The organism is Rhodothermales bacterium (assembly GCA_039944855.1).
Taxonomy (GTDB): Bacteria; Bacteroidota; Rhodothermia; order Rhodothermales; family JANQRZ01; genus JBBSMX01.
In genome coordinates, this window is the sequence record JBDUXZ010000005.1 from 356,049 (window position 1) to 376,759 (window position 20,711).

A 20,711-nucleotide genomic window follows, 5' to 3' on the forward strand; every position below is an offset into this window, starting at 1 on the left:
GCGGCGTCAGGTCAGCCGCACGTCGGGCGCAGCGGCGGCGCGGATCGCGCGGAGGATGTCCCCGGCGCCCCGGTCGAGCAGCGTTTCGGCGAGCGCGACGCCGAGCATTTCGGCCTCGGCCGGCGAACCGCTCGACACGGCGCGAACGTGGCGCGACCCGTCGAGCGAGGCCACGGCCCCGTCGAGGTGGAGCACGCCGTCGTCGATCCGCGCCCACGCGGCGACGGGCACTTGGCAGCCGCCTTCGAGCCGGCGGAGGAGCGCCCGCTCGGCGGTGACGGCGGACGTCGTGTCCGCGTCGGCGAGGACGGCGCGGAGAACGTCGGATGTCTGCGTGTCCGATTCGGCGCAGACGATCCCGAGCGCGCCCTGGCTGACGGCGGGCAGCATGATCGCGGGGTCGATCCGCTCGCGGATGCGGGCGTCGAGGTCGAGCCGAATCAGCCCGGCGGCGGCGAGGATCGCCCCGTGCCAGTCGCTCGCGTCGAGCTTGGCGATGCGCGTCGGCACATTCCCGCGGACGGATACGATGCGGAGGTCGGGCCGCCACGCTTTGAGCTGTGCCTGCCGCCGGAGCGACGACGTGGCGAGCACGGCGCCCTCGGGCAGATCGGCGAGCGCGCCGCTGAAGTCGGGGTGGGCGACGAACGCGTCCCACGGCTCCTCGCGCTCCGTGACGGCGGCGAGCCCGAGCCCCGGCGGCAGCGTCGTCGGGAGGTCTTTGAGCGAGTGGACGGCGAGCGAGATCGAGCCGTCGAGCAGCGCGCGGTCGAGTTCCTGCGTGAAGAGGCCCTTGTCGCCGATCTCGGAGAGCGGCGTGTCGAGGATGCGGTCGCCCTTCGTCGAGAACGTGACGACCTCGACGGCGTGGCCGGCGTGGCGCAGCCGGTCGGCGACGTGGTGGGCCTGCCAGAGGGCGAGCTTACTGGCGCGCGTTCCGAGCTTCACGATCCGCCTCCGCGTCTTCGGGCTCCGCTGCCTCGGGCTCCGTGTGGCCGAACGGGCATGCGGACTCGGCGTCGGGCGCATCGGCGGCGGACTCGGGGACGGCCGCGCGTTCCTCGGGCGAGGCGTCTTCGCAGCCGGGCCGCGAGAAGGCGTGGCTGAGGAAGCGAACGCCGCGGACGAAGTCGAGGCTCTCCGAATCCGTGTTCTTGAGCCGGACGACGGGGACGGCGAGCAGCTTCTGCATGATCGAGCGCGTCAGCCGGTCGAGGTCGTCGCGGTCCGCGCTCTGAAAGCGGTGGGCGTGGCGCTCGATCTCCTGCGTGCGGATGGCCTCGAACGTCTCGCGCAAGGCGTGGATCGCGGGCTGGAGCGCCTCGTGGTTGAACACCCACGCGACGAACTCGCCCAGCCCTTCCGCGCAGATCGCCTCGGCCTCGGGAGCGGCGGAGCGGCGCGCTTCGGTCGTCTGCGTGCGCCACAGGCCGAGGAGGTCGAGGTCGAGGAGGGTGTAGCCGTCCTTCTCGCGCACGGCGGGCTCGACGTTGCGCGGCATCGCCACGTCGATGACGAGGCAGGGGGCGGTGTCGGACCGCTCGGGCAGGTCGTTTGCCAAGAGCACCGGCTCGGGCGCGCCCGAGGCGACGAGCACGAGGTCGGCGTCGGCGACGGCGGCATGGCGGTCCGCCCAATCGCGTACCGCGCAGGCGCGGGGCAAACTGGCGGCGGCGGCCTCGGCACGGGGGCGCGAGCGGTTCGAGACGGTCAGCACGGCCCCCTCGCCCGCGAGCGTCTTGAGTGCGACGAGGCCCATCTCGCCCGTCCCGAGCAGGAGCACGCGGCGGCCGGCGAGGCTCGTCCCATGCTTCTCGAAGTGGAGCCGGGCGGCACGCACGGCGAGGCCGGAGATCGACGCGGCCCCTTCGGATAGCGCGGTCTCGGTGCGGACGCGCTTGGCCGTGCGGAAGGCCGTGTGCATCAGCCGGTGCAGCACGGCCCCGACCTGCTCCGCGTCGACGGCGACGCGGTACGCGCCCTTCATCTGCGCGAGGATCTGCTCGTCGCCAAGCACCTGGGAGCGGAGGCCGGACGTGACGTGGAGGACGTGGAGGACGGCGGCTTCGTCGGTGAGTGCGAAGGCGTGCTCGATGGGCCACGGCGTGCCTGCGGTCGCGCTCAGCGTGGCCTGCACCGCGGCGACGTCCGTGTCGCCGCCGAAGAGGTAGACCTCCGTCCGGTTGCACGTCGATAGCAGGATCACCTCGGCCGACGCGGAAAGCCGGAGCAACCCGTAGAGCCGGCGCTGCGCGGCCTCGTCGAGCGCGAACGCCTCGCGCACCGCGACGGGCGCGGTTTCGTGGTTGAGTCCGAAGGCGTGGAAGGTCATGCGGTCGTCGTGGCCCAGCGATGGTTTTTCGGTGCCCCAAGCATAGCCATGCGCCTGCGCGGCGTGGTGAAGAGGCGTCGAAAGATCGGCGATTCTATAGCGTAAGGTCAAGTGGGCACGGTGTGCGCGCCCCTGTGCAGGAGTGGCGCAGCGGGCTGTAGTCCGTACCCCCACAGCATCGCGCGGCAGCTCGCCCTGCCTCGTTTACAACGTACGTGCCACGCCCGCTATTTCGAAGCGCACGCTGTCCCGGTTGCGCCTCACGCCATCTTCTCCGCCTGCGAAGTAGCTTTTGCACCGCTTCCCTCCCTACCCGACCGCCGCCGCCATGCCCGACGCCCTCGTCACCGACCCCACGCACGTCGCCGCGCTCCTCGCCGCCGTCCTCGCCGGCGTGTTCGCGCTCGCCCGCGTGCAGGCGCTGGAGAAGCTGTTCACGATCATCCCGCCCGTGCTGTGGGCGTACTTCGTGCCGATGCTCCTCAGCACGTTCGGCGTGACGCCGCCGTACATGCCCGCGACGGAGACGACGCCGGAGTACGTCAACGAGGCGTACCAGTGGTTCAGCTACGTGCTCCTCCCCCTCGCCCTCTTCCTGCTCATGCTGACGATCGACCTCCGGGCGATCCTCAGCCTCGGGCGGCTCGCACTCATCATGCTGCTCGTCGGCACGCTCGGCATCGTCATCGGCGGGCCGATCGCGTTCCTGCTCGTGGGCCAGTTCATCGGCGATCCCGACGCATGGAAGGGGCTCGCGGCGCTCTCGGGGAGTTGGATCGGCGGGACGGCGAACATGGTCGCGATTCAGGAGAGCGTCGGGCTCCGCGACCTCGGGCCGATCATCGTCGTCGACACCGTCGTGGGCTACGGGTGGATGGCGATCCTGCTCTTCCTCTCCGGCTACCAGAAGCGGTTCAACGACTGGGTGGGCGCCGACACGTCGGCGATGGATCGGGTGGACGAGACGCTCCGGCAGATCGACCAGACGCGCCGCCCGATCACGATCGGCAGCGGGGCCATCATCATCGGGCTCGGCTTCGGCGCGGCGGTGCTGTCGCGATACCTCAGCACAACGAGATTATTCCCTCCTATCGGCGATCCAACAATCATTTCATCGGGGACGTGGGCGGTTCTCATTGCCGTGACGGCCGGGCTCGTCCTCTCGTTCACGCCGATGCGAAAGCTGGAGATCGACGGGGCGAGCCGGATCGGCTACGTCGCCCTCTACCTCCTGCTCACGTCGATCGGCGCGCAGGGCAACCTCGCGGCCGTGCTCGACGCGCCGCTGTACCTGCTGACGGGCGTCGTGTGGCTCTCGATCCACATCGCCCTCCTCTTCGGCGCGGCGAAGCTGTTCAAAGCCCCGCTCTTCTTCGTCGCCACGGGGTCGATGGCGAACGTGGGCGGCGCAGCGAGCGCGCCGATCGTGGCGGGCGTCTACCACCCGGCGATGGCGCCGGTCGGGCTGCTCATGGCCGTCGCTGGCTACGTCCTCGGGATCTACGCCGCGCTCGGCTGCGCGTGGATGCTCGCGGCCCTCGCGGGAGGGTGATGGGTTGCTGAGGATCTACGACTTGAGCCTCGCGTCGAAGAATACCCTCTCGATCTACCAACATGTCCAAGCTCTTTCCACACACCTCGCCTGGCAGTATCCTGGCCCTCGCTATCGCTTGGTACACATTAAGCATCGCCGGGTGCTCAGTTCTACGCAGCGAGTTCTGGGATCCTCCCGAGTCTCAATATGTCGATGAGGGCCAGCTGAAGTTGCAAGGGTATTATGCTCGCGAGTGGATCTCCCATGGTGCCAACGTTCTATCCACCCTTATGCTCTGGGAGGACGGCACGGCCGCTGCATTCGTCGTTGGTGGAAACCCTTGCGGACGGGACGAGGCTAAGCATGAGGACCACTCGTTCCAGGCGCAGCATCGCCGCTTCCGAGAGAATCTACGATGCATAACAGGTGAGCGAAATCGGCGAAACCCAGCCTGGGGTGTGTTCGCCGTAGTGGGGGACAGCATTGAGATCCACGTAATCACGCACTTGAACTACGGTGGCAGCGGAGAGCACCGCCCGCTCGTTGACAAGGGCGTAATCCTGAGCGACTCTACATTCAAGATCACGAGCTCTATCCTTCGAGGCTCTGGACCTCCCAGGGATAGAGATGAAACCTTCCAGTTCTTTCCGCTGGAAGAGAAGCCACCCTCAACAAACTGGACGCAGACGCACCCAGACTTGCAGTAGCATCCGTTGCGGATCTATGTCGCGGACTACGTCCTTAGGATCTACGCCGCGCTCGGCTGCGCGTGGATGCTCGCGGCGCTCGCGGGAGGCTGAGCCGCTATTCCGTCAGCCGGAACTGCCAGCCGACGGTGACGAGCGCGGTGCTGACGTTGAGCTCGCGCGGCCACCCCGGTGGAAGAACCGGCGCGCCGGGGATCGACCAGTCGAGGCTGTCGAAGCGGCGGTGGCGGTACGTCGCCTCGACGAACAGGCCGCTGAGCACTGCCACGTCCAGAAAGGCCCCCACGGTCGCGCCGACTTCGAACGCCTCGCTGTCCACCTCGTACTGCGTCCCCTCGGCGTCGTAGCCGCGCATGTTCCAGAGCTGAGCAAAACCGAAGTTGAGCCCGGCATACGGCTGCACCACGCGGCGCCCCATCACCTCCGGCCGCGTGACGTACACCGAGACCTCGGGGAGCGTGCGGACGGAGCCGCGCAGGTCGAGCGTCGGCTCCGTCGCTCCGAACCCGCGCAAGAACCGCGTGCCGAGGCCGAGTTCGAGCACGATACCTTCGGGCGAGGGCAGGTCGAGGAGGACTTCGATCCCCATCGCGCAGACGCCCCCGCCGAGGCAATCGGCGTCCAACTCGGTATCGCCGACGATCTGCCCGCCGCTGACGGAGAAGGCGATGCTGTTGACCGAGTCGAAGAGCCCGGTCACGGCGGACATGATCTGCGCCGACGCCGCGGTCGGAGCCAGGAGCACGAGGCCGAGGAGCAGTCGGAGCACGACGATCAGATGTGGCCTTTGCGGAAGATGAGGCGGACGGTCGCGGCGGGGCCCTGGTGGAACGGGCCCTCGTTGAGCGTCGGCTCGGCGGGCTCGCAGAGGAGGATGTCGCCCCACACGAAATGCTGCTCCAACTCCCGCGGCTTCACCAGGAGGTCGAGCGTCGGCGGGCCGCCGGAGGTGTAGCCGTCCTTCCGCTGCTCCGGCCGGAACCACTCGGCGACGAGGAGCGCGCCGGGCTTGAGCGCGGCCTGCATCGCGGTGTAGAACCGGACGCGCTCGCCGAGCCGCATGTGGACGAAGGTGCAGACCGCCCCGTCCCATTGACGCGCCGGCGTCCAGAAAGCGAGGTCGGCTTGCGCCGTCTCGACCTCCACGCCGCGGTCGCGGGCGAGCGTTCGCGCCTTTTCCAGCCCGGTCTCGGCGTAGTCGAGCGCCGTGACGTGGTGGCCCTGCTCGGCGAGGAAGACCGCGTTGCGGCCCTCCCCCGTGCCGAGGTCCACGAGCGCGCTCCCTGCTGGGAAGCGGTGTGCCTCCTGCGCGACGAACGCGTTCGGCCGGACGCCGTAGGTGTAGACTTCGCTCCCGAAGCGGGCGTCCCAGAATGCGGCGCGGTCGGCGAGGGGTGCGGGTGGGGGCGTCGGCTCGGAGTCGGACAAGGGCGGGAGGATAACGGCCTCGGGGTGAAGAGAGAAGGCGAGCCGTAGCATAGGGCAGAACGCGCCGAGCCGCAAGCCCCTCGCGGAGTCTGCGGCTCGGCGCCACCTCATCAGGTTAACTGCTGCGTTGCTAGCGGGCTACGCCTGCCGAGCCGCCGCTTCCGCCTCGGCGATCAGGGCTTCGATCGCGCCGAGCCCCTGCTGCCAGAACGCCGGGTCCTGCAGGTCGATGCCGAGCTTGCCGACGAGGACGTGCGGCCAGTCCGATCCGCCCGCGCGGAGGAGGTCGAGGTAGGCGTCGGTGAAGCCGTCCTGCCCGTCGCGGTAGCGCGCGTAGAGGGCGAGCACGAGGAGTTCGCCGAAGGCGTAGGCGTAGACGTAGCCCGGCGTGTGGACGAAGTGCGGGATGTAGCTCCACCACCGCCGGTAGTGCTCGCCGAGCGTGACGGCGTCGCCGTACATCCGCCCCTGCGTCTCCATCCACACGTCGCCGAAGCGCTCCGTCGTCAGCTCGCCCTCGTCGCGGCGGATCGTGTGGACGGCGTGCTCGAACCGGTTCATCGTGACCTGCCGGAAGACCGTCGCCATCGAATCGTCGATCTTTTGGACGAGCATGGCGAGGCGCGCTTTGGGGTCCGTCTCGCGGTCGAGGAGGCGGTGGAAGACGAGCATCTCGCCGAAGACCGACGCCGTCTCGGCCGTGGTCAGCGGCGTGTCGGCGTGGAAGACGCCCTGCTCGCGGGCGAGGAACTGGTGGACGCCGTGGCCGAGCTCGTGGGCGAGCGTCTGCACGTCGCGGACGCGCCCGGTGAAGTTCATCAGGATGTACGGGTGCGCGCTCGGCACGGCGCCGTGGCTGAACGCCCCGCCCCGCTTGCCCTCGGCGACGGGCGCGTCGATCCACCGACCGTCGAAGAACTGCTCGGTGACCTCGCCCATCGTCGGGTGGAACGCGGTGTACGCGTCGAGCACGGTGTCGCGCGCCTCGTCCCAGTCGAAGTGCCGCTCGACCTCGCCGATGGGCGCGTAGCGGTCGTAGTCCATCATCTCGTCGAGTCCGAGCAGGCTCCGCTTGAGCCGGTAGTAGCGCTCCGAGAGGTCGTAGCGGTCGGTGACGGCGTCGACGAGCGCCTGCACCGAGGCGTCGGCGATCTCGTTGTCGAGGTTGCGCGAGGCGAGCCAGTGCGGGTAGTGGCGGAGCCGGTCCGTCGAGGCCTTGTCGGCGAGGACGGTGTTGAAGACGAAGGTGAGCGGGCGCGCGAGTTTACCCAGCCCCTCGGTGAGCGAGAGCGCGGCGTCGCGGCGGAGGCTGCGGTCGGGGTCGTGGAGCTTCGAGAGCACGGTCTGCTCGGGGAGCGTCTCGCCGCGCAGTTCGAAGCGTGCGGCGCCGAGGGTCTCGTCGAAGAACCGGTTCCACGCGGCGTTGCCCGTGATGGCTTTCTCGGAGAGCACGCGCTCCTCGCCTTCGCTGAGGACGTGCTCGCGGCGGAGGCGCTGGAGTTCGAGGTGGTGCCGGTGCGACGCGAGGGCGTCGGCGTCGAGAAAGGCGGTGGCGCGGTCGTCGTCCATCCGCGCCCACTCGACGTCGAAGAAGATGAGCTTCTGGCTCGACTGCGTGTACGCCTCGCGCACGCGCTGGAGGAGCGCGCCCCGCTCGGCGTCCTCCGTGTTCGTCGACCAGTGGAGGTAGGCATACGTATAGGCCCGGCCGAGCCGGTCGTGGATCGACTCCAGCGCGTCGAGCGCGTCGGCGAACGCCGACGGGCGGAGATCGGCGAGCCGTCCCCGGTATGCGTCGGCGAAGCGCGCGGCGTCGGCATCGGCCGAGGCGAGGTCGGCGTCGAGCGCGTCGGTGTCGGCGTAGAGATCGGCGAGGTTCCAGCGGACGTCTTCGGCGCCGGTCGTGGGGAGGGTGGCGGTGCTCATGGGCGAGGGAAAAGCGAGAGGGTGAGGGCCGGGCGCGGAGCCCGGCCGGGCCGGTTGCAACCTGCGGGCGGCTCGGCGGGTTGGAATGCCCCTTTCTATCCGATCCCCTTCCCACCAAGTTCCGTCATGGCCCAGGTTCAAGAACTCCAAGATCGCTCCGATTTCGACGCCCTGTTGGAGGCGTCGAAGCAGCAGCCCGTTGCCCTCCTCAAGCACTCTATCGCCTGCCCGATCTCGGCGCGCGGCCAGCGCGAGTTCGTCGGGCTCGAAGGGCCGGACGACCCGCCGCTCTACGTCATCGTCGTGCAGTACGCCCGCGACCTCTCGAACCACATCGCCGAGACGCTCGGCGTGCGCCACGAGACGCCGCAGGCCATCCTGATCAAAGACGGCGAGGCCGTCTATGACGCAAGCCACCGCGCCATCTCCACCGACGCCCTCCGCGACGCCGCGGCCCAGATCCGCGCCGAGGCCTGATGCCGATGCACCGCTTTCGTAGCCTGCTCGCCCTCGTCGTCGCGCTCGCCTTCGCCGGTTGCCAGTCCGAAACGCCTCCCCCACCCGGGGCTGCTCCGGCCGTCGACGCCGAAGCCGACTCCGACCTCGCGCCCGACTTCACCCTGACCGCGCTCGACGGGAGCTCATTCACGCTCTCCGAGCACCGGGGTGAGGTCGTCGTGCTGAACTTCTGGGCGACGTGGTGCCTGCCGTGCCTCGCCGAGATGCCGACGCTCGAAGCCCTCCAGCAAGAGCTGGGCGACGAGGGCCTGCAGATCGTCGGGATCTCGCAGGACACGGGCGGCGCCGACGAGATCCGCCCCTTCGCCGACCAGCTCGGCGTGACCTACCCCCTCCTCCCCGACCCCGCCTTCAACGTGTCGGCGCGCTACGGCGGCGTCCCCGTCCTCCCGACGACGATCGTCATCGACCGCAACGGCCGGATCACGCAGACCGAATACGGCGCGCTCACGCGGAACAAGCTGCTCGCTATGATCGACGACCTCATCGCACCGGGCGCGGCCGACTCCACGCAGACCGGGGACGTCTAGCTCCCTTTTCGAGGTCCCGACGGCGTCGGCCTGCTCCGACGGGTGTTCGCTACGGGGCGGGTGCTACTCCGCCGGCTCTGCGACCAGCAGCAGGTCGAGGTAGATCTCGTCGTCTACGATGTCGTTGGTGAGACGAGAGCCCCGGTAGGCGACGCCCCAGCGCTGGCGATCGATGCTGAACGTCGCGGCCGCTTCCAGCGCGTGGCGGGAAAGCACGGGGATCGCGGCCTCGAATGTGATCGGATGCGTGCGACCGCGCAGGGTCAGATCGCCGGTGACGGCATACGCGTGTCCCTGCCGCCGTGTCACGTCGCCGAGCACGAAACGAGCGGTGGGGTAGGCCGCTACCGAGAAGAAGTCCTCGCTCATCAAGTGGTCGCGCAGCCTCCGTCGCGGGACCGGATCGCTCTCGGGGATGTCGGTTACCTCGATCGAGCGCATGTCGATGAGGAACGAGCCGCCTGTGATCTCCCGGCCCAGGACGTACAGCTCCCCTGAGGCGATGCGGACGAGCCCCTCGTGCTTGCTCAGCCCCCAGAACTTCGTGCCCTTCCACCGGACGAGGGAGCGGGAGGTGTCCACGTAGAAGGTGTCCCCTTTCACGAGGTTCGCCGGGACGATCACATTACTCGTCAGCGGCGTCGCCCCATCTCCTTGTCGGCACCCCGTGAAGAGGAGCACGACAGCGATGAGCGAAATGAGCAGGAGGCGTTTCATCGGTCCTCAGAATGGCGTTCCAGGACGATGTCGCGCACGCCATGCCAGCTCCCCTCCTCATCGCGGGTGAGATCGACGATCCCGGAGCCGCCCCGCCCCTCCTGCTCGCCGCGATACGCGGACGTTACGAACGGGTCATCCGTGAACACCACCTCCTCGATCCAGTACTCCGGGTGGTCCGGCTCCTTCACCGTCAAGTGGATATGCGCCGGGGCGTGCCGGCCCGGATACGGAGCCGGCCGGATGGTGCGGAAGAGGTAGCGGCCCCGGCCATCGGTCTTCACCCAGCCGCGCAGGTAACCGTGACGTCGGGCCCAACCCGTCTCGCCGCCCCGCGTGGGGTAGACGCCCTCCGCATTCGTGTGGTAGGCGTACACGACGACGCCGGGCGCGGGCGTCGTGCCACCCCTTCGGTAGACGGTACCGCTGAGGAGGAGCGGCTCGCCGGCTTCGGTCTCGGACGGGACCGTAGTTTCCCAGTCGAGGTCGTCGAAGGAATGCTCGTAGATGGCTTCGCAGCCTTCACAGTCGTACAGATCGGGGCGCACCTGCTGGGCACAGGCGGGGGAGCCAAGCGCAACGAGGCCGAGCAACAGGAGAGAGAGGGGTTTCATAAGGCCGCCGTCACGTCTGGTAGAGAGGGTTACCAGTAGGATGCCGGACGGGGGCCGAGGGTTTAGTCTGGGGCTATTCCGCCCCCCACTAAGAGGCCCTAACAAAACCCCATGCCGTCGTTGCGAGCGACTGAAAGGAGCGCGACAATCTCCCGATTTCCAGCAGACCGAGGGAGATTGCCGCGTCGCTACGGGACGAGTCCCTGCGCTCCTCGCAATGACAGCGTTGTTGGGTTTTGTTAGGCCTTCTAAACCATACCGGAGCCACCGGCATCCAACTCGTAGACTGCGTCCGTACTCGCGCACCCGCATTCGGTGGAGATGCTATTGGAGGAACGCCTGGAGACATCGGAGGAGGTGATCGTGCTCGTCCGCCGTGCCCAGGCGGGGGATCCGGCTGCGTTCGAGCGTCTCTACCGTCAGGAGGTGGGCCACGTCTATGCGGTGTGCATACGGATGGCGGCCAACGCACAGGAGGCCGAAACCCTCACGCAAGACACCTTCGTCCGCGCCTGGCGCCACCTCGACAGCTTCCGCGAGGAGAGCGCCTTCTCCACGTGGCTCCACCGCCTCGCTGTCAACGTGGTCCTCGGGGCCCAACGCTCGGCGCGACGGCGCGAAGCCCGCGTCCGCAGCACGGACGACCTAGCCCCGTACGATGACCCTCCTACACCCCCGGGGCCAGAAGCCCGGATGGACCTCGAAAAGAGCATCGCCGCGCTTCCCGAGCGAGCCCGCGCCGTGTTGGTGCTCCACGACATCGAAGGCTACAAGCACGCGGAGATCGGCGCGATGATGGGGATCGCGCCGGGGACCTCGAAGGCCCACCTGCACCGGGCCCGAACGCTCCTGAAAGCAACCCTCGCCGGGTGGAGATAACACGATGAGCGCACCCTCCCACGTCGACCACCTCCTGAGCGACTACCTCGACGGTACGTTGCCGGCCGTCCAATACAACACGGTAGAGCAGCACCTTTCGGACTGCCCGGCCTGCCGCGCCGAGTTCGAGCGGCTGCACGCCCTCGTGACCGCACTCCACGCGCTGCCCCGGAGCGTCGCGCCCTCTCGCGACCTCTGGAACGGCATCGAAGCACAGATCGCCTCGCCCGATCGCAGCCGAAGGGGCCCGGATCGCGCAGCGAAACGCGGCGCGGCGGCGTGGCGGCGGCTCGGCGTCGCTGCGGTCGTGGTGGCACTCGTCGGACTCAGCGCGCTCTGGTGGCGCGGCAGCTTTTCACGCCCGGCTTGGGACGTCACCCCGTTGGTAGGGACACCTCGCATCGGGGAAACGGCGCTGACGGAGACCGGAGCGTTACGGGTTGGCGAATGGCTCGAAACCGACGCGGCCTCCCGCGCCCGGCTCCAGGTGGGCCGGATCGGGAACGTAGAGCTGGCCCCGGGCACACGCCTTCAACTCCGGGAGGCGGAGGCCCCGGCTCACCGCCTGAACCTGGCGCAGGGCCGTATCCACGCGCGCATCTGGGCTCCGCCCCGGCAGTTCTTCGTCGAAACCCCCGCGGGGCTCGCGGTGGACCTGGGCTGCGAGTACACCCTGGAGGTGGACAGCAGCGGGAGCAGCCTGCTCCACGTGCTCTCCGGCTATGTCGGCTTCTCACGGGCGACGCGCGAGGTCATCGTCCCGGCCGGCTGGATGGTCAGGGCCCGGCCCGGCCGCATCCCGGGGACTCCGTTCTCGGCGGCCTCGTCCTCTACGCTCCGGGATGCCCTGCGGCGCTTCGACTTCGAGGGCGGAGGAGCCGAGGCCCTCACGGACGTGCTCGCCGAGGCCCGCCCCGCCGACGCACTCACGCTCTGGGAACTCCTCTGGCGTGCGGAGGAACGGGAGCGGGGTCGGGTCTACGACCGGCTCGTCACGCTGACTCCACCGCCACCCGGTGCTACACGCGAGGGCGTTCTCACGCGCGATCCGGAGGTGGTCGAAGCCTGGCGACAGCACCTCGGCGTCGACGTGATGTACTGGCTGAGCTACAAAAAGAAGAAGCTCCTGGAGGAGCAGCTTGAAGGGGAAAAACGGGGCGGCCAGGGCGGCATCTAAACTTGGGGATCCGCCACGGCTGGGCAGGACGCCTGCTTTACTCAGGGTTCCGGAAGAGGTAGTGCCGGGAGCGGGGCTCGAACCCGCAAGCTCCGTACGGAGCGGCAGATTTTAAGTCTGCTGTGTTTACCATTTCACCATCCCGGCAGCGCGCACGCCCGGCCTATCGCCGGGTTCAGTCGCGCAACCTACTCCGCTCGGCGGAGCCGGCGCAACCCGTTTTCCTCCGGTCCCCCGGCGTTATCTTCATCGGGCATGGATAGCCCCCCTTCTTCCCCCATCCTCGACGCCCTCCGCGGTCGAGCCCGCGAGGCTGCCCCCCGAGCCCGCGCCCCGTACTCCGGCCGCTCCTCGGGCGCCGCACTTCTCCTCTCCGACGGCCGGTGGGCCCCCGGCGTACGCGTAGAGAGCGCGTCGTACCCGCTGTCGATCCCGGCCCTGGTCGGAGGGCTGGTGACCGCCTTCTCCGCTGGCCGGCACGATGTCCGCGCCGTCGCCCTCAGCACCCCGTTCCTCCCTGGCGAGGCGGCGTGGCTCGCCGACGCCCTCGGCTTCGTGGTCTCGGCCGAGGAGCCAGATGTCCTCGCGTTCGGGGCCGAACCTCTGCCCGAGGTCGGCGCGCGGCTGGAGCTCTCGGGCGACGCGCCGGAGTCGGACGAGGCGGGCGTCCGGATGGCGCGGGCCGTGGCCGAGCGGGCCCACGTGCCCGAATCGGGGTTCCGCGTCGGGTGCGTGCTCGTGACGGCGTCGGGGCAGGTCGTGCCCGGCTGCAACGTCGAGCACGCGGACTGGACGCGGGGGCTGTGCGCCGAGCGGTCCGCGCTCGCCGCGGCGGCGGCGTACGGGGCCGGCCCCATCCAGCGGATCTACCTCTCGTGCCCGGCCGACCCGCGCGGGACGCCCTGCGGCGCGTGCCGCCAGCTCCTCGCCGAATACGCCGCCGACGTCCCGATCGTGATGGACCGCGGCGACGCCGCACCCGAGGAAACGACCGCCGGCGCGCTCCTCCCTCAGTTTTTTAGCGGCGACTCGCTGCGGCTGTGAACAGGAGGGCCCGACGCCCGTATGAGCGTCCCCCTCCTCCCACCACTCCACTCTCCGCTCCCCTCTCCCTATGCTCGTTCATGTCGGCGTGCTCTTGCTGGGTCTCGTCGTGCTGTACTTCGGGGCGGAGTGGCTCATCAAAGGCGCCTCCAGCATGGCCGTGGGCCTCGGGATCCCCCCGCTCGTCGTCGGCCTGACGGTGGTGGCGCTGGGCACGAGCCTCCCGGAGTTCATGACGAACTTCATCGCGGCCCTCCTCGGGAACGACGGCCTCGCGCTCGGCAACATCATCGGCTCGAACATCGCGAACGTCGGGCTCATCCTCGGCACGAGCGCCGTGCTCGTCCCCCTCGCCGTGGCGCCGACGACGCTGAAGCGGGAGTACCCGATCATGATGGGCGTGATGATCGCGTTCTACCTCCTCGCGCTCGACGGCGTGATCGGCCGCGTCGACGGGGTGATCCTCATCCTCGGGCTCGTCGGCTTCCTCGGCTACCTCGTGCGCGACGTGCGCCGCCGCGGCGTCGGGCCCGACGAGGTCATCGCCTCGCCCGACCTCGTGATGCCGACGTGGAAGAAGACGCTCCTCCTCGTCGGCGGGATCGGCGCGCTCGCGCTCGGCGCCCACCTCATGGTTACGTCGGCCGTCGCAATCGCGGAGTTCTTCCAGATCGACCCCGTCATCGTGGGCCTCACGGTCGTTGCGGTGGGGACGAGCCTGCCGGAGCTTGCGGCCTCGCTCGTCGGCGTGTTCCGCAACGAGACCGACCTCTCGGTCGGGAACGTGATCGGCTCGAACCTGCTCAACGTGCTGTTCGTCGTCGGGCTCGTGGCGCTCGTGAACCCGCTGCGCGTTGAGGCAGAGGCCTTGGTCATCCACTTCCCGGTGATGATCGGGTTCGGGCTGCTGATGCTGATGGCGTGGTTCGGGCACCGGCTGAACCGGGTCCACGGCATCGTGCTGCTGCTCGCATTCTTCAGCTACATGGCGTTCCTCGTCATCCCGCTGCTCTGACGAACGCGGGACGGCGGGGGCATCGAGCCGGGCGCCGGCGAGCGTATACTGCCGATCCGTCCCACGTCGCCCCTCCTCCGATGCTGCTGCGCCTGGTCGCCCTCCTCGCCGTCGTCCTGCTGAGCGCCGCGCACGCGGTCGCGCAACCGGCTGCGCCCCCCGTCAAATACCCCGTCAAATACTGGGTCTTCTTCGCCGATAAGCCGGCGGACGCTGCGCGCGGGACGGCCCTCCGCATCGCCCTCGCTCCGCGCACCGCCGAGCGCCGCCACCTTCGCGGCAACCCGGCGCGGCCGGCCGGACTCGACGTGCCCGTCGCCGCGTCGTACGTGGATGCGCTGCGGGCGATGGGCGTCGAACCGGTTGTCGAGAGCCGGTGGTTCAACGCCGTCAGTGCGGTCCTCACGCCGGAGCAGGCCGAGGCCATCCGCGCCCTCCCGTTCGTGCGCGGGCTCCAGCCCGTCGCCCGGCTCGCCACGGAGCGAACCGTGGCGCCGACGCCCGAGCCCGTCTCGCCCGTCGTCATCGACTACGGCCCGTCCCAGCTCCAGCTCGACCTCATCAACGCGCGGCTCCCCATCGAGGACGGGTTCACCGGCGAGGGCGTCATCGTCGGCTTCCTCGACACGACGTTCGACTTCGCGCACCCCGCGCTCGCCCACGTCGACCTCCTCGGATACGAGAACTTCACGGGGCAGGAGCAGAGCAACACCCACGGCCTCTCCGTTGCCTCCGTCGCCGTCGGCTTCGACGAGGGCGACCTCGTCGGGCCGGGCTTCGACGCCGCCGTGCTCGCGGCGACGACGGAGTACGCCCCGTCCGAGACGCACCAGGAGGAGGACTTCTTCGTCGCCGGCATGGAGTGGATGGAGGCCAACGGCGCCGACGTCGTCAACGTCTCGCTTGGCTACTCGGTCTTCGACGCGGGCGAGGGTGACTTCACGTACGACGACATGGACGGCAACACGACGCTCGTCACGCGGGCAGCCGACCTCGCCGCCGCATTCGGCATCGCCGTGGTGACGAGCGCGGGCAACGAGGGTAGCAGCGACTGGCTCTACATCACCGCCCCCGCCGATGCCGACTCCGTGATCGTCGCCGGCGCCATGCGCGTCGATTCGACGAAGGCTAGCTTCTCGTCGATTGGCCCAACGGTGGACGGGCGCACGAAACCCGACGTGATGGCCCTCGGCGTCAGCGTCGTGATCGCACGCTCGGATGGCGGATACAGCATGGGCAACGGCACGTCGTTCTCCGCGCCGGCCGTGACGGGCGTCGTCGCGCAGATGCTGCAAGCCAACCCGACGCTGACGCCCATCGCTGTCCGCGACATGCTCCGCGCCACGGCGAGCCAGTCGGCTGCGCCGGACAATGAACGCGGCTGGGGCGTCGTTAATGCCGCGGCGGCCGTGCAGCAGGCGATTGCCCTCGCCACCGACGACCCGGGCACGCCGCAGCCCACCGACGCCGTCCTCTACCCCACCCTCCTCCGCCGCGACCGCCAAACCGTGACGATGCGCCTCACCAGCTCCGACTTCGGGCAGCGGGTGACGCTCCGACTCTACGACGTGCTGGGCCGCCGCGTCGCCGTGCTCTACGAAGGGCCGCCCCGCCTCAGCCCGGTTTCGCTCATGCTCCCGCCGCTCCGCACCGGCGTCTACTTCTACCGCTTCACCGGCGACGACCTCGACACGGGCGGCCGGATCGTCGTACAGTAAGAACGGAAGAGTAGAGGAAAGGAAGAGCGGAAGATTTCAGCCGTCACCGCCAAGCAATCCTTCCCCCTTTCCCTCTTTTCCCCTTCCTTTCTTCCCCCCGCATGGACCTCACGCTCGGCGCTTCCCCCCTCCTCCTCGTCCTCTGCCTCGCCGCCGCGGCCGGGCTGACGTGGTGGACCTACGGCCGCAGCGTGCCCCGCGTCCCGACGGGCCGCCGGCTCGCGCTCTCGGCGCTCCGCTTCGCCTCGCTCTTCCTCGTACTCCTCCTCCTCTTCGAGCCCGTGCTGCGCCGGACCGAGGCGACCGAGGAGCCCCCCGTCTTCGCCGTGCTCGTCGATGCCAGCCAGAGCCTCGGGCGGGAGGATGGCACGGGTGACGGGGCGGCCTCGGCCCGCGACGTGCTCCGCCGACTCCCGGATGTGGACGGCGAGACGCGGATCTACGCCTTCGACAGCGAGACCGCTCCGATCTCGGCTGGCGATTCGCTCGCGTTCGAGGGCGTGCGGACCGACATCGCCGGGGCGCTCCAGCGCGTCGAGGCCGACCTCGACGGGCTGAACCTGGGCGGCGTCCTCCTCATCTCCGACGGCCGCTACAACACCGGCCGCAACCCGATCTACCTCGCCGAGCGCTACGACGTGCCGATTTACACCGCCGTCGTCGGCGACACGACGCGGCAGCGGGACGTGCTCGTGGCGCGCGTGGCGACGAACGAGCTCGCGTACGCGGGCGTCGAGCTGCCCGTGCAGGTCGCCGTCCGCGCCGACGGGTTCGAGGGCGAGCGGGCGACGGTGTCGCTCTTCGAGCGCGACCGGCGGCTCGCGACGGAGACCGTCACGCTTCCCGAGGGCGGCGTCGAGGCGACGGTCGACCTCTCATTCACGCCTGAAACGGAAGGGCTGCACCGCTACACCGTCGCCGTGACGCGGTTCGATGGCGAGGTGACGTACGGCAACAACACCGAGTCCGTCGCCGTGCGCGTGCTCTCGAACAAGCGGCGCGTGCTCCTCCTCGCCGCCGCGCCCGGCCCCGACCTCTCGGCGCTGCGGCAGGTGCTGGAGACGGACCCGAACCTCGACCTCGTCCCGTTCACGCAGCGTGGGCCGGGGTCGTTTTACGAAGGCGCCCTCCCCGCCTCGCTCGACGGGTTCGACGCCGTCGTGCTCGCGGGCTTCCCCGGCCGCGCCGCCGACCGCGCCGCCACACAGCGCGTCGTGCAGGCCGCGAACGACGGGCTCCCGCTCCTCTTCGTCCTCACGCAGCAGACCGACTTGCCCGCGCTCCGCGCTGCCTTCGGCGACGTGCTGCCGGCGACACCGGAAGTCGTGCGGACGACGTTCACCGAGGCCGCGCTCGTGCCCACGCCGGCCGGCGCGCTCCACCCCGTCCTCGCCGTGCCGACGGCCCCGCCGAGCACGCTCGACCGGCTCCCGCCCGTCGCCACGAGCGACAGCCGCTGGGTCGCCTCGCCCGACGCCCGCGTGCTCGCCACGACGCGCGTGCGCGGCATCGCTTTCGACGACCCGCTCCTCCTCGTCCGGCAGCGCGGCCGGAGCCGGTCCGCCGCGCTCCTCGCCGCTGGCACGTGGCGCTGGCTCAACCTCCCCGCCGACCTCGAATCCGTCGAGGATTTCTACCCCGGCCTCGTCGACAACCTCCTCCGCTGGCTGACGACGCGGGAGGACGACCGGCCCGTGCGCGTGCGCCCCGTGCAGCCGCTCTTCGGCGAGGGCGAGGCCGTGCAGTTCACCGGGCAGGTCTACGACGAGAGCCTCACGCCGATTCCCGATGCGTCAGTGCAGGTCCGCGTGACGGCGTCCGACGGGGATACGTCGCCGTTCACGATGCGGACCGTCGGCGGCGGCCGGTACGTGCTCGACGCCGGGACGCTGCCCGAGGGCGACTACACGTTCACCGCGTCGGCCGAGCGCGAGGGCGCGGCGCTGGGCGAGGACCGGGGCGCGTTCGCCGTCGGCGCACTCGCCCTCGAGTTCCGCGACACGCAGGCCGACGCCGGGCTGATGCGGCAGATCGCCCGCCGCTCCGGCGGCACGGTCATCGATCCGGCCGAGGTCCCCTCGCTCCCGGCACGGCTGGAGGCCGGCGGCTTCGGGCCGCGCGTCGTCGAGCAGGAGCACGAGACCGAGCTGTGGGAGATCGCGTGGCTGCTTGCCGTCGTCATCACCCTCCTCGCGGCGGAGTGGGTGCTGCGCAAGCGCTCGGGGATGGTGTAGTTGGTCCGTGGTCCGTGGTCCGTGGTCCGTGGTCCGTGGTCCGTGAAAATATCCGTCCTCGATACCTTTCCAAGCTTCCGTCCACACCTCCACACCTCCACACCTCCACACCTCCACACCTCCACACCTCCACACCTCCACACCTCCACACCTCCACACCTCAGCCCTCGCCGCCGCCCATCACCTCCACGTCGTCGCCGAGCACGTCCTCGACGTAGAGCATCTCGATGGCGATGACGGCGACGACCACGAGCGGCGTCGCCACGGCCACGCCGACGGCGCCGGCGAGCACGCCGAGGACCACCTGCGAAGCGATGAGCAGGGCCGGCGGCATCGACACGGCGCGCTTCTGGATGAGCGGCGTGATGAGGTAGCTCTCGGCGAACTGCACGGCGAGGTAAATCGCCAGCACTGTCACGACCGTCTGCGACCCCTCGCCGAGCGCGACGGCGAGCGCGGGCACGAGCGCGAGGATCGGCCCGATGTACGGCACGAACGAGAGGAGCGCCGCGAGCAGCCCGAGCGTGAGCGCGAGCGGGATCCCGAAGAGTAGCAGCCCCACCGCCGTCAGCACGCCCACGACGGTCATCGACGCGATCCGCCCGAGCAGCCAGCGGCGCAGGCCCGACCCGATCGCCGCGATCACTTCCTCGGCGCGCGGGCGGTGCGGCTTCGGCACGAGCCGCACGACGCCGGAGACGTAGAGCGACGGCTCGACGGCGAGGTAGATCCCGACGAAGAGGATGATGAGCACGTTCGCCAGCGCGCCGAAGACGGTCGAGAACGCCGTCGTGACCGCCCCGATCGGAGCGCTCTCCGGCATCGCCTCGCGCGCCGAGTCGGGCATCTGCTCGGCGACGGCCGTGCCCCAGCCGAACTGCCGCAGCCAGGCCTCCACCGCCGTCATCGTCTCGGGCAGCCGCTCGGCCAGCTCCCCGCCCTGCGCCGCGATCCGTGGGCCCAGGAACCAGACCGCCGCGGCGATCAGCCCCGTCGCTACGAAGAGCACGAGGGCGACCGACACGCCGCGCGATAGCGGCGTGTGACGGCTGAGCAGCCGGGCCAGCCCGTCGATCAGCACCGCGAGCAGCACGCCGCCGAACAGGATCAGCAGGACGCCGAAGACGGCGTGCAGCACGTCGTAGAGCACCACCGCCAGCGCGCCGATCCCGAGGACGATGAGGGTGCGGCGGAGGAAATCGGACGTAGAAATCGACATGCAGACGGAGGCCAGCGCCGGGGCGTGAGAGAGGAGAAGGGATTCCTAAAGTAGCGCACCGGCGCCACATCCGAGCGAACGAAACCTCGCGACAGCGGCGAGCGGGCCGGGATGAAGTTCGCGTCCGATCCCGCTGCACAGCATGCAGCGCGGGAACTCACCCCCAGCGAACGGGAGTATCGCGTTCCATTCTAACCTGCTGCTCCACCCCGCTATGCCCTCCCATTCCCACGACCCGGCCCACCCCGCCTTCGCTCCCACGACGGGCGGCGACGGGGCCTCCGCGCTGACCGACGCGCACCTCCTCCTCGCCCAGCACCAGCGCAAAGTGCAGGCCCTCGTCGACAACGAGACCGGCGTCCGCTTCGAGTCGCTCGCCCTCTTCGCCGACCCCCTCTTCGAGCTGTACGACCTCGACGCGGCGGCAGCCTTCGAACTCCACGCGCGGCCCGACGAAGCCGACGAAACGACCGTCGCGGTGATGGAGGCGGCCCGGCTGCTGTGGGCGTACTTCTCGCTCCCCCAGCGGGAGCGCGCCGCGCGCCACGACGCCCTCGCCGCCTTCCTCCTCGGCCCCGCTGCCACGCCCGAAGACGAGGCCGACCTCGACGCCCTCCTCGACACCGTCGAGTCGCACTGGGACATGCTCACGCCCGAGGACATCGCGCTCGCCGAAGACATCGACGTCGACACACTCGATTTCGACGTGCTCCTCGCGCACCCGGCGTTCGCGCAGCCCGTCGCCGAGTTCGCCACGGAGCGGACCTACGGCCCGGATCGCCTCAGCGAGATGGAGGCCCGCGCCCTCTTCGCCCAGCCCCTCCTGGAGCGCGAGGACGATCCCGATGCCCTCGACGCGGCGATGGAGCGCGCCGACGATTACTGGTCGCTCGCCCAGCTTCGCGGGCTCGAACGGGACGCGTTCCTCGATGAGATCGTAAGCGCCAACGCGCTCGACGACGCCGAGGCCGAACAGATCCGCACCGAAGCCCAGCAAATGCTCGACCGCTTCCAGTCGCTCTTCCCGAACTCGTAGCCCGTCCGGCTCATCCCACGATGGCGAGGGCGCGGCGATGCTGCGCCCTTCGCATATCCCCCGCTCGCTCAGCACCCCGTCC

The 20,711-nt window shown here is 69.8% G+C and carries 19 protein-coding genes and 1 tRNA gene; 11 read left to right on the forward strand and 9 right to left on the reverse strand.

The annotated features are described in order from the left end of the window. Positions 1-6: 6 nt before the first annotated feature. Positions 7-948, reverse strand: coding sequence for a hydroxymethylbilane synthase (gene hemC, locus ABJF88_04070; protein MEP0546084.1), 942 nt, complete (start codon positions 946-948; stop codon positions 7-9). Further along, entirely contained in the window at positions 923-2,332 is a 1,410-nt protein-coding gene (gene hemA / locus ABJF88_04075) for a glutamyl-tRNA reductase (GenBank protein MEP0546085.1), read from the reverse strand. Before hemA ends, hemC begins: the two co-directional genes overlap by 26 nt. A gap of 328 nt (positions 2,333-2,660) precedes the next feature. On the opposite strand from hemA, the gene ABJF88_04080 reads away from it, so the two are divergent. Together ABJF88_04080 and ABJF88_04085 are read left to right on the forward strand one after the other, a co-directional pair. Beyond that, the gene (locus ABJF88_04080) at positions 2,661-3,884 is read left to right on the forward strand and encodes a DUF819 family protein (GenBank protein ID MEP0546086.1); all 1,224 of its coding nucleotides are present in this window, start codon (positions 2,661-2,663) and stop codon (positions 3,882-3,884) included. A gap of 62 nt (positions 3,885-3,946) precedes the next feature. Next, a complete protein-coding gene (locus ABJF88_04085) occupies positions 3,947-4,573 on the forward strand; it encodes a hypothetical protein (protein ID MEP0546087.1) in 627 nt (208 codons plus the stop codon). 97 nt (positions 4,574-4,670) lie between these two features. On the opposite strand, the gene ABJF88_04090 is transcribed toward ABJF88_04085, so the two are convergent. From ABJF88_04090 to ABJF88_04100, 3 genes are all read right to left on the reverse strand, one after another. Beyond that, positions 4,671-5,342 (reverse strand): hypothetical protein, encoded by a 672-nt coding sequence (locus ABJF88_04090; protein ID MEP0546088.1) that lies wholly within the window; start codon positions 5,340-5,342, stop codon positions 4,671-4,673. 5 nt (positions 5,343-5,347) lie between these two features. Continuing rightward, positions 5,348-6,001: a class I SAM-dependent methyltransferase gene (locus ABJF88_04095; GenBank protein MEP0546089.1), complete on the reverse strand. Its 654-nt coding sequence runs from the start codon at positions 5,999-6,001 to the stop codon at positions 5,348-5,350. A gap of 138 nt (positions 6,002-6,139) precedes the next feature. Then, a complete protein-coding gene (locus ABJF88_04100) occupies positions 6,140-7,927 on the reverse strand; it encodes a M3 family oligoendopeptidase (GenBank protein ID MEP0546090.1) in 1,788 nt (595 codons plus the stop codon). 126 nt (positions 7,928-8,053) lie between these two features. Between ABJF88_04100 and ytxJ the strand changes: the two genes are divergently transcribed. Together ytxJ and ABJF88_04110 are read left to right on the forward strand one after the other, a co-directional pair. Then, a complete protein-coding gene (ytxJ, locus tag ABJF88_04105) occupies positions 8,054-8,404 on the forward strand; it encodes a bacillithiol system redox-active protein YtxJ (protein MEP0546091.1) in 351 nt (116 codons plus the stop codon). A 5-nt stretch (positions 8,405-8,409) separates the two neighbouring features. Further along, positions 8,410-8,976, forward strand: a complete 567-nt coding sequence (locus ABJF88_04110) for a TlpA disulfide reductase family protein (protein MEP0546092.1) — start codon at positions 8,410-8,412, stop codon at positions 8,974-8,976. A gap of 63 nt (positions 8,977-9,039) precedes the next feature. On the opposite strand, the gene ABJF88_04115 is transcribed toward ABJF88_04110, so the two are convergent. Continuing rightward, a complete protein-coding gene (locus ABJF88_04115; protein MEP0546093.1) occupies positions 9,040-9,693 on the reverse strand; it encodes a YceI family protein in 654 nt (217 codons plus the stop codon). Continuing rightward, the gene (locus ABJF88_04120; protein ID MEP0546094.1) at positions 9,690-10,307 is read right to left on the reverse strand and encodes an intradiol ring-cleavage dioxygenase; all 618 of its coding nucleotides are present in this window, start codon (positions 10,305-10,307) and stop codon (positions 9,690-9,692) included. Before ABJF88_04120 ends, ABJF88_04115 begins: the two co-directional genes overlap by 4 nt. 321 nt (positions 10,308-10,628) lie before the next feature. On the opposite strand from ABJF88_04120, the gene ABJF88_04125 reads away from it, so the two are divergent. After that, positions 10,629-11,186, forward strand: coding sequence for an RNA polymerase sigma factor (locus ABJF88_04125; GenBank protein MEP0546095.1), 558 nt, complete (start codon positions 10,629-10,631; stop codon positions 11,184-11,186). Positions 11,187-11,190: 4 nt separating this feature from the next. Further along, positions 11,191-12,363, forward strand: coding sequence for a zf-HC2 domain-containing protein (locus tag ABJF88_04130; GenBank protein MEP0546096.1), 1,173 nt, complete (start codon positions 11,191-11,193; stop codon positions 12,361-12,363). Between the two features lie 62 nt (positions 12,364-12,425). On the opposite strand, the gene ABJF88_04135 is transcribed toward ABJF88_04130, so the two are convergent. Beyond that, positions 12,426-12,510, reverse strand: a tRNA-Leu gene (locus ABJF88_04135). Between the two features lie 108 nt (positions 12,511-12,618). On the opposite strand from ABJF88_04135, the gene ABJF88_04140 reads away from it, so the two are divergent. The 4 genes from ABJF88_04140 (at position 12,619) to ABJF88_04155 (ending at position 18,374) form a co-directional block, all read left to right on the forward strand. Then, on the forward strand, positions 12,619-13,407 hold the full coding sequence (locus ABJF88_04140) for a cytidine deaminase (protein ID MEP0546097.1): 789 nt from the start codon (positions 12,619-12,621) through the stop codon (positions 13,405-13,407). A gap of 70 nt (positions 13,408-13,477) precedes the next feature. After that, a complete protein-coding gene (locus ABJF88_04145; protein MEP0546098.1) occupies positions 13,478-14,422 on the forward strand; it encodes a calcium/sodium antiporter in 945 nt (314 codons plus the stop codon). A gap of 80 nt (positions 14,423-14,502) precedes the next feature. Further along, positions 14,503-16,140 carry a S8 family peptidase gene (locus ABJF88_04150; GenBank protein MEP0546099.1) on the forward strand — a complete coding sequence of 546 codons (1,638 nt, stop codon included), beginning with the start codon at positions 14,503-14,505 and terminating at the stop codon, positions 16,138-16,140. Between the two features lie 101 nt (positions 16,141-16,241). Then, positions 16,242-18,374 carry a hypothetical protein gene (locus ABJF88_04155; protein MEP0546100.1) on the forward strand — a complete coding sequence of 711 codons (2,133 nt, stop codon included), beginning with the start codon at positions 16,242-16,244 and terminating at the stop codon, positions 18,372-18,374. A gap of 160 nt (positions 18,375-18,534) precedes the next feature. Here ABJF88_04155 and ABJF88_04160 read toward each other — a convergent pair whose 3' ends face one another. Further along, entirely contained in the window at positions 18,535-19,593 is a 1,059-nt protein-coding gene (locus ABJF88_04160; GenBank protein MEP0546101.1) for an AI-2E family transporter, read from the reverse strand. A 214-nt stretch (positions 19,594-19,807) separates the two neighbouring features. Between ABJF88_04160 and ABJF88_04165 the strand changes: the two genes are divergently transcribed. Further along, the gene (locus ABJF88_04165; protein MEP0546102.1) at positions 19,808-20,629 is read left to right on the forward strand and encodes a hypothetical protein; all 822 of its coding nucleotides are present in this window, start codon (positions 19,808-19,810) and stop codon (positions 20,627-20,629) included. The last annotated feature ends 82 nt before the right edge of the window (positions 20,630-20,711 follow it).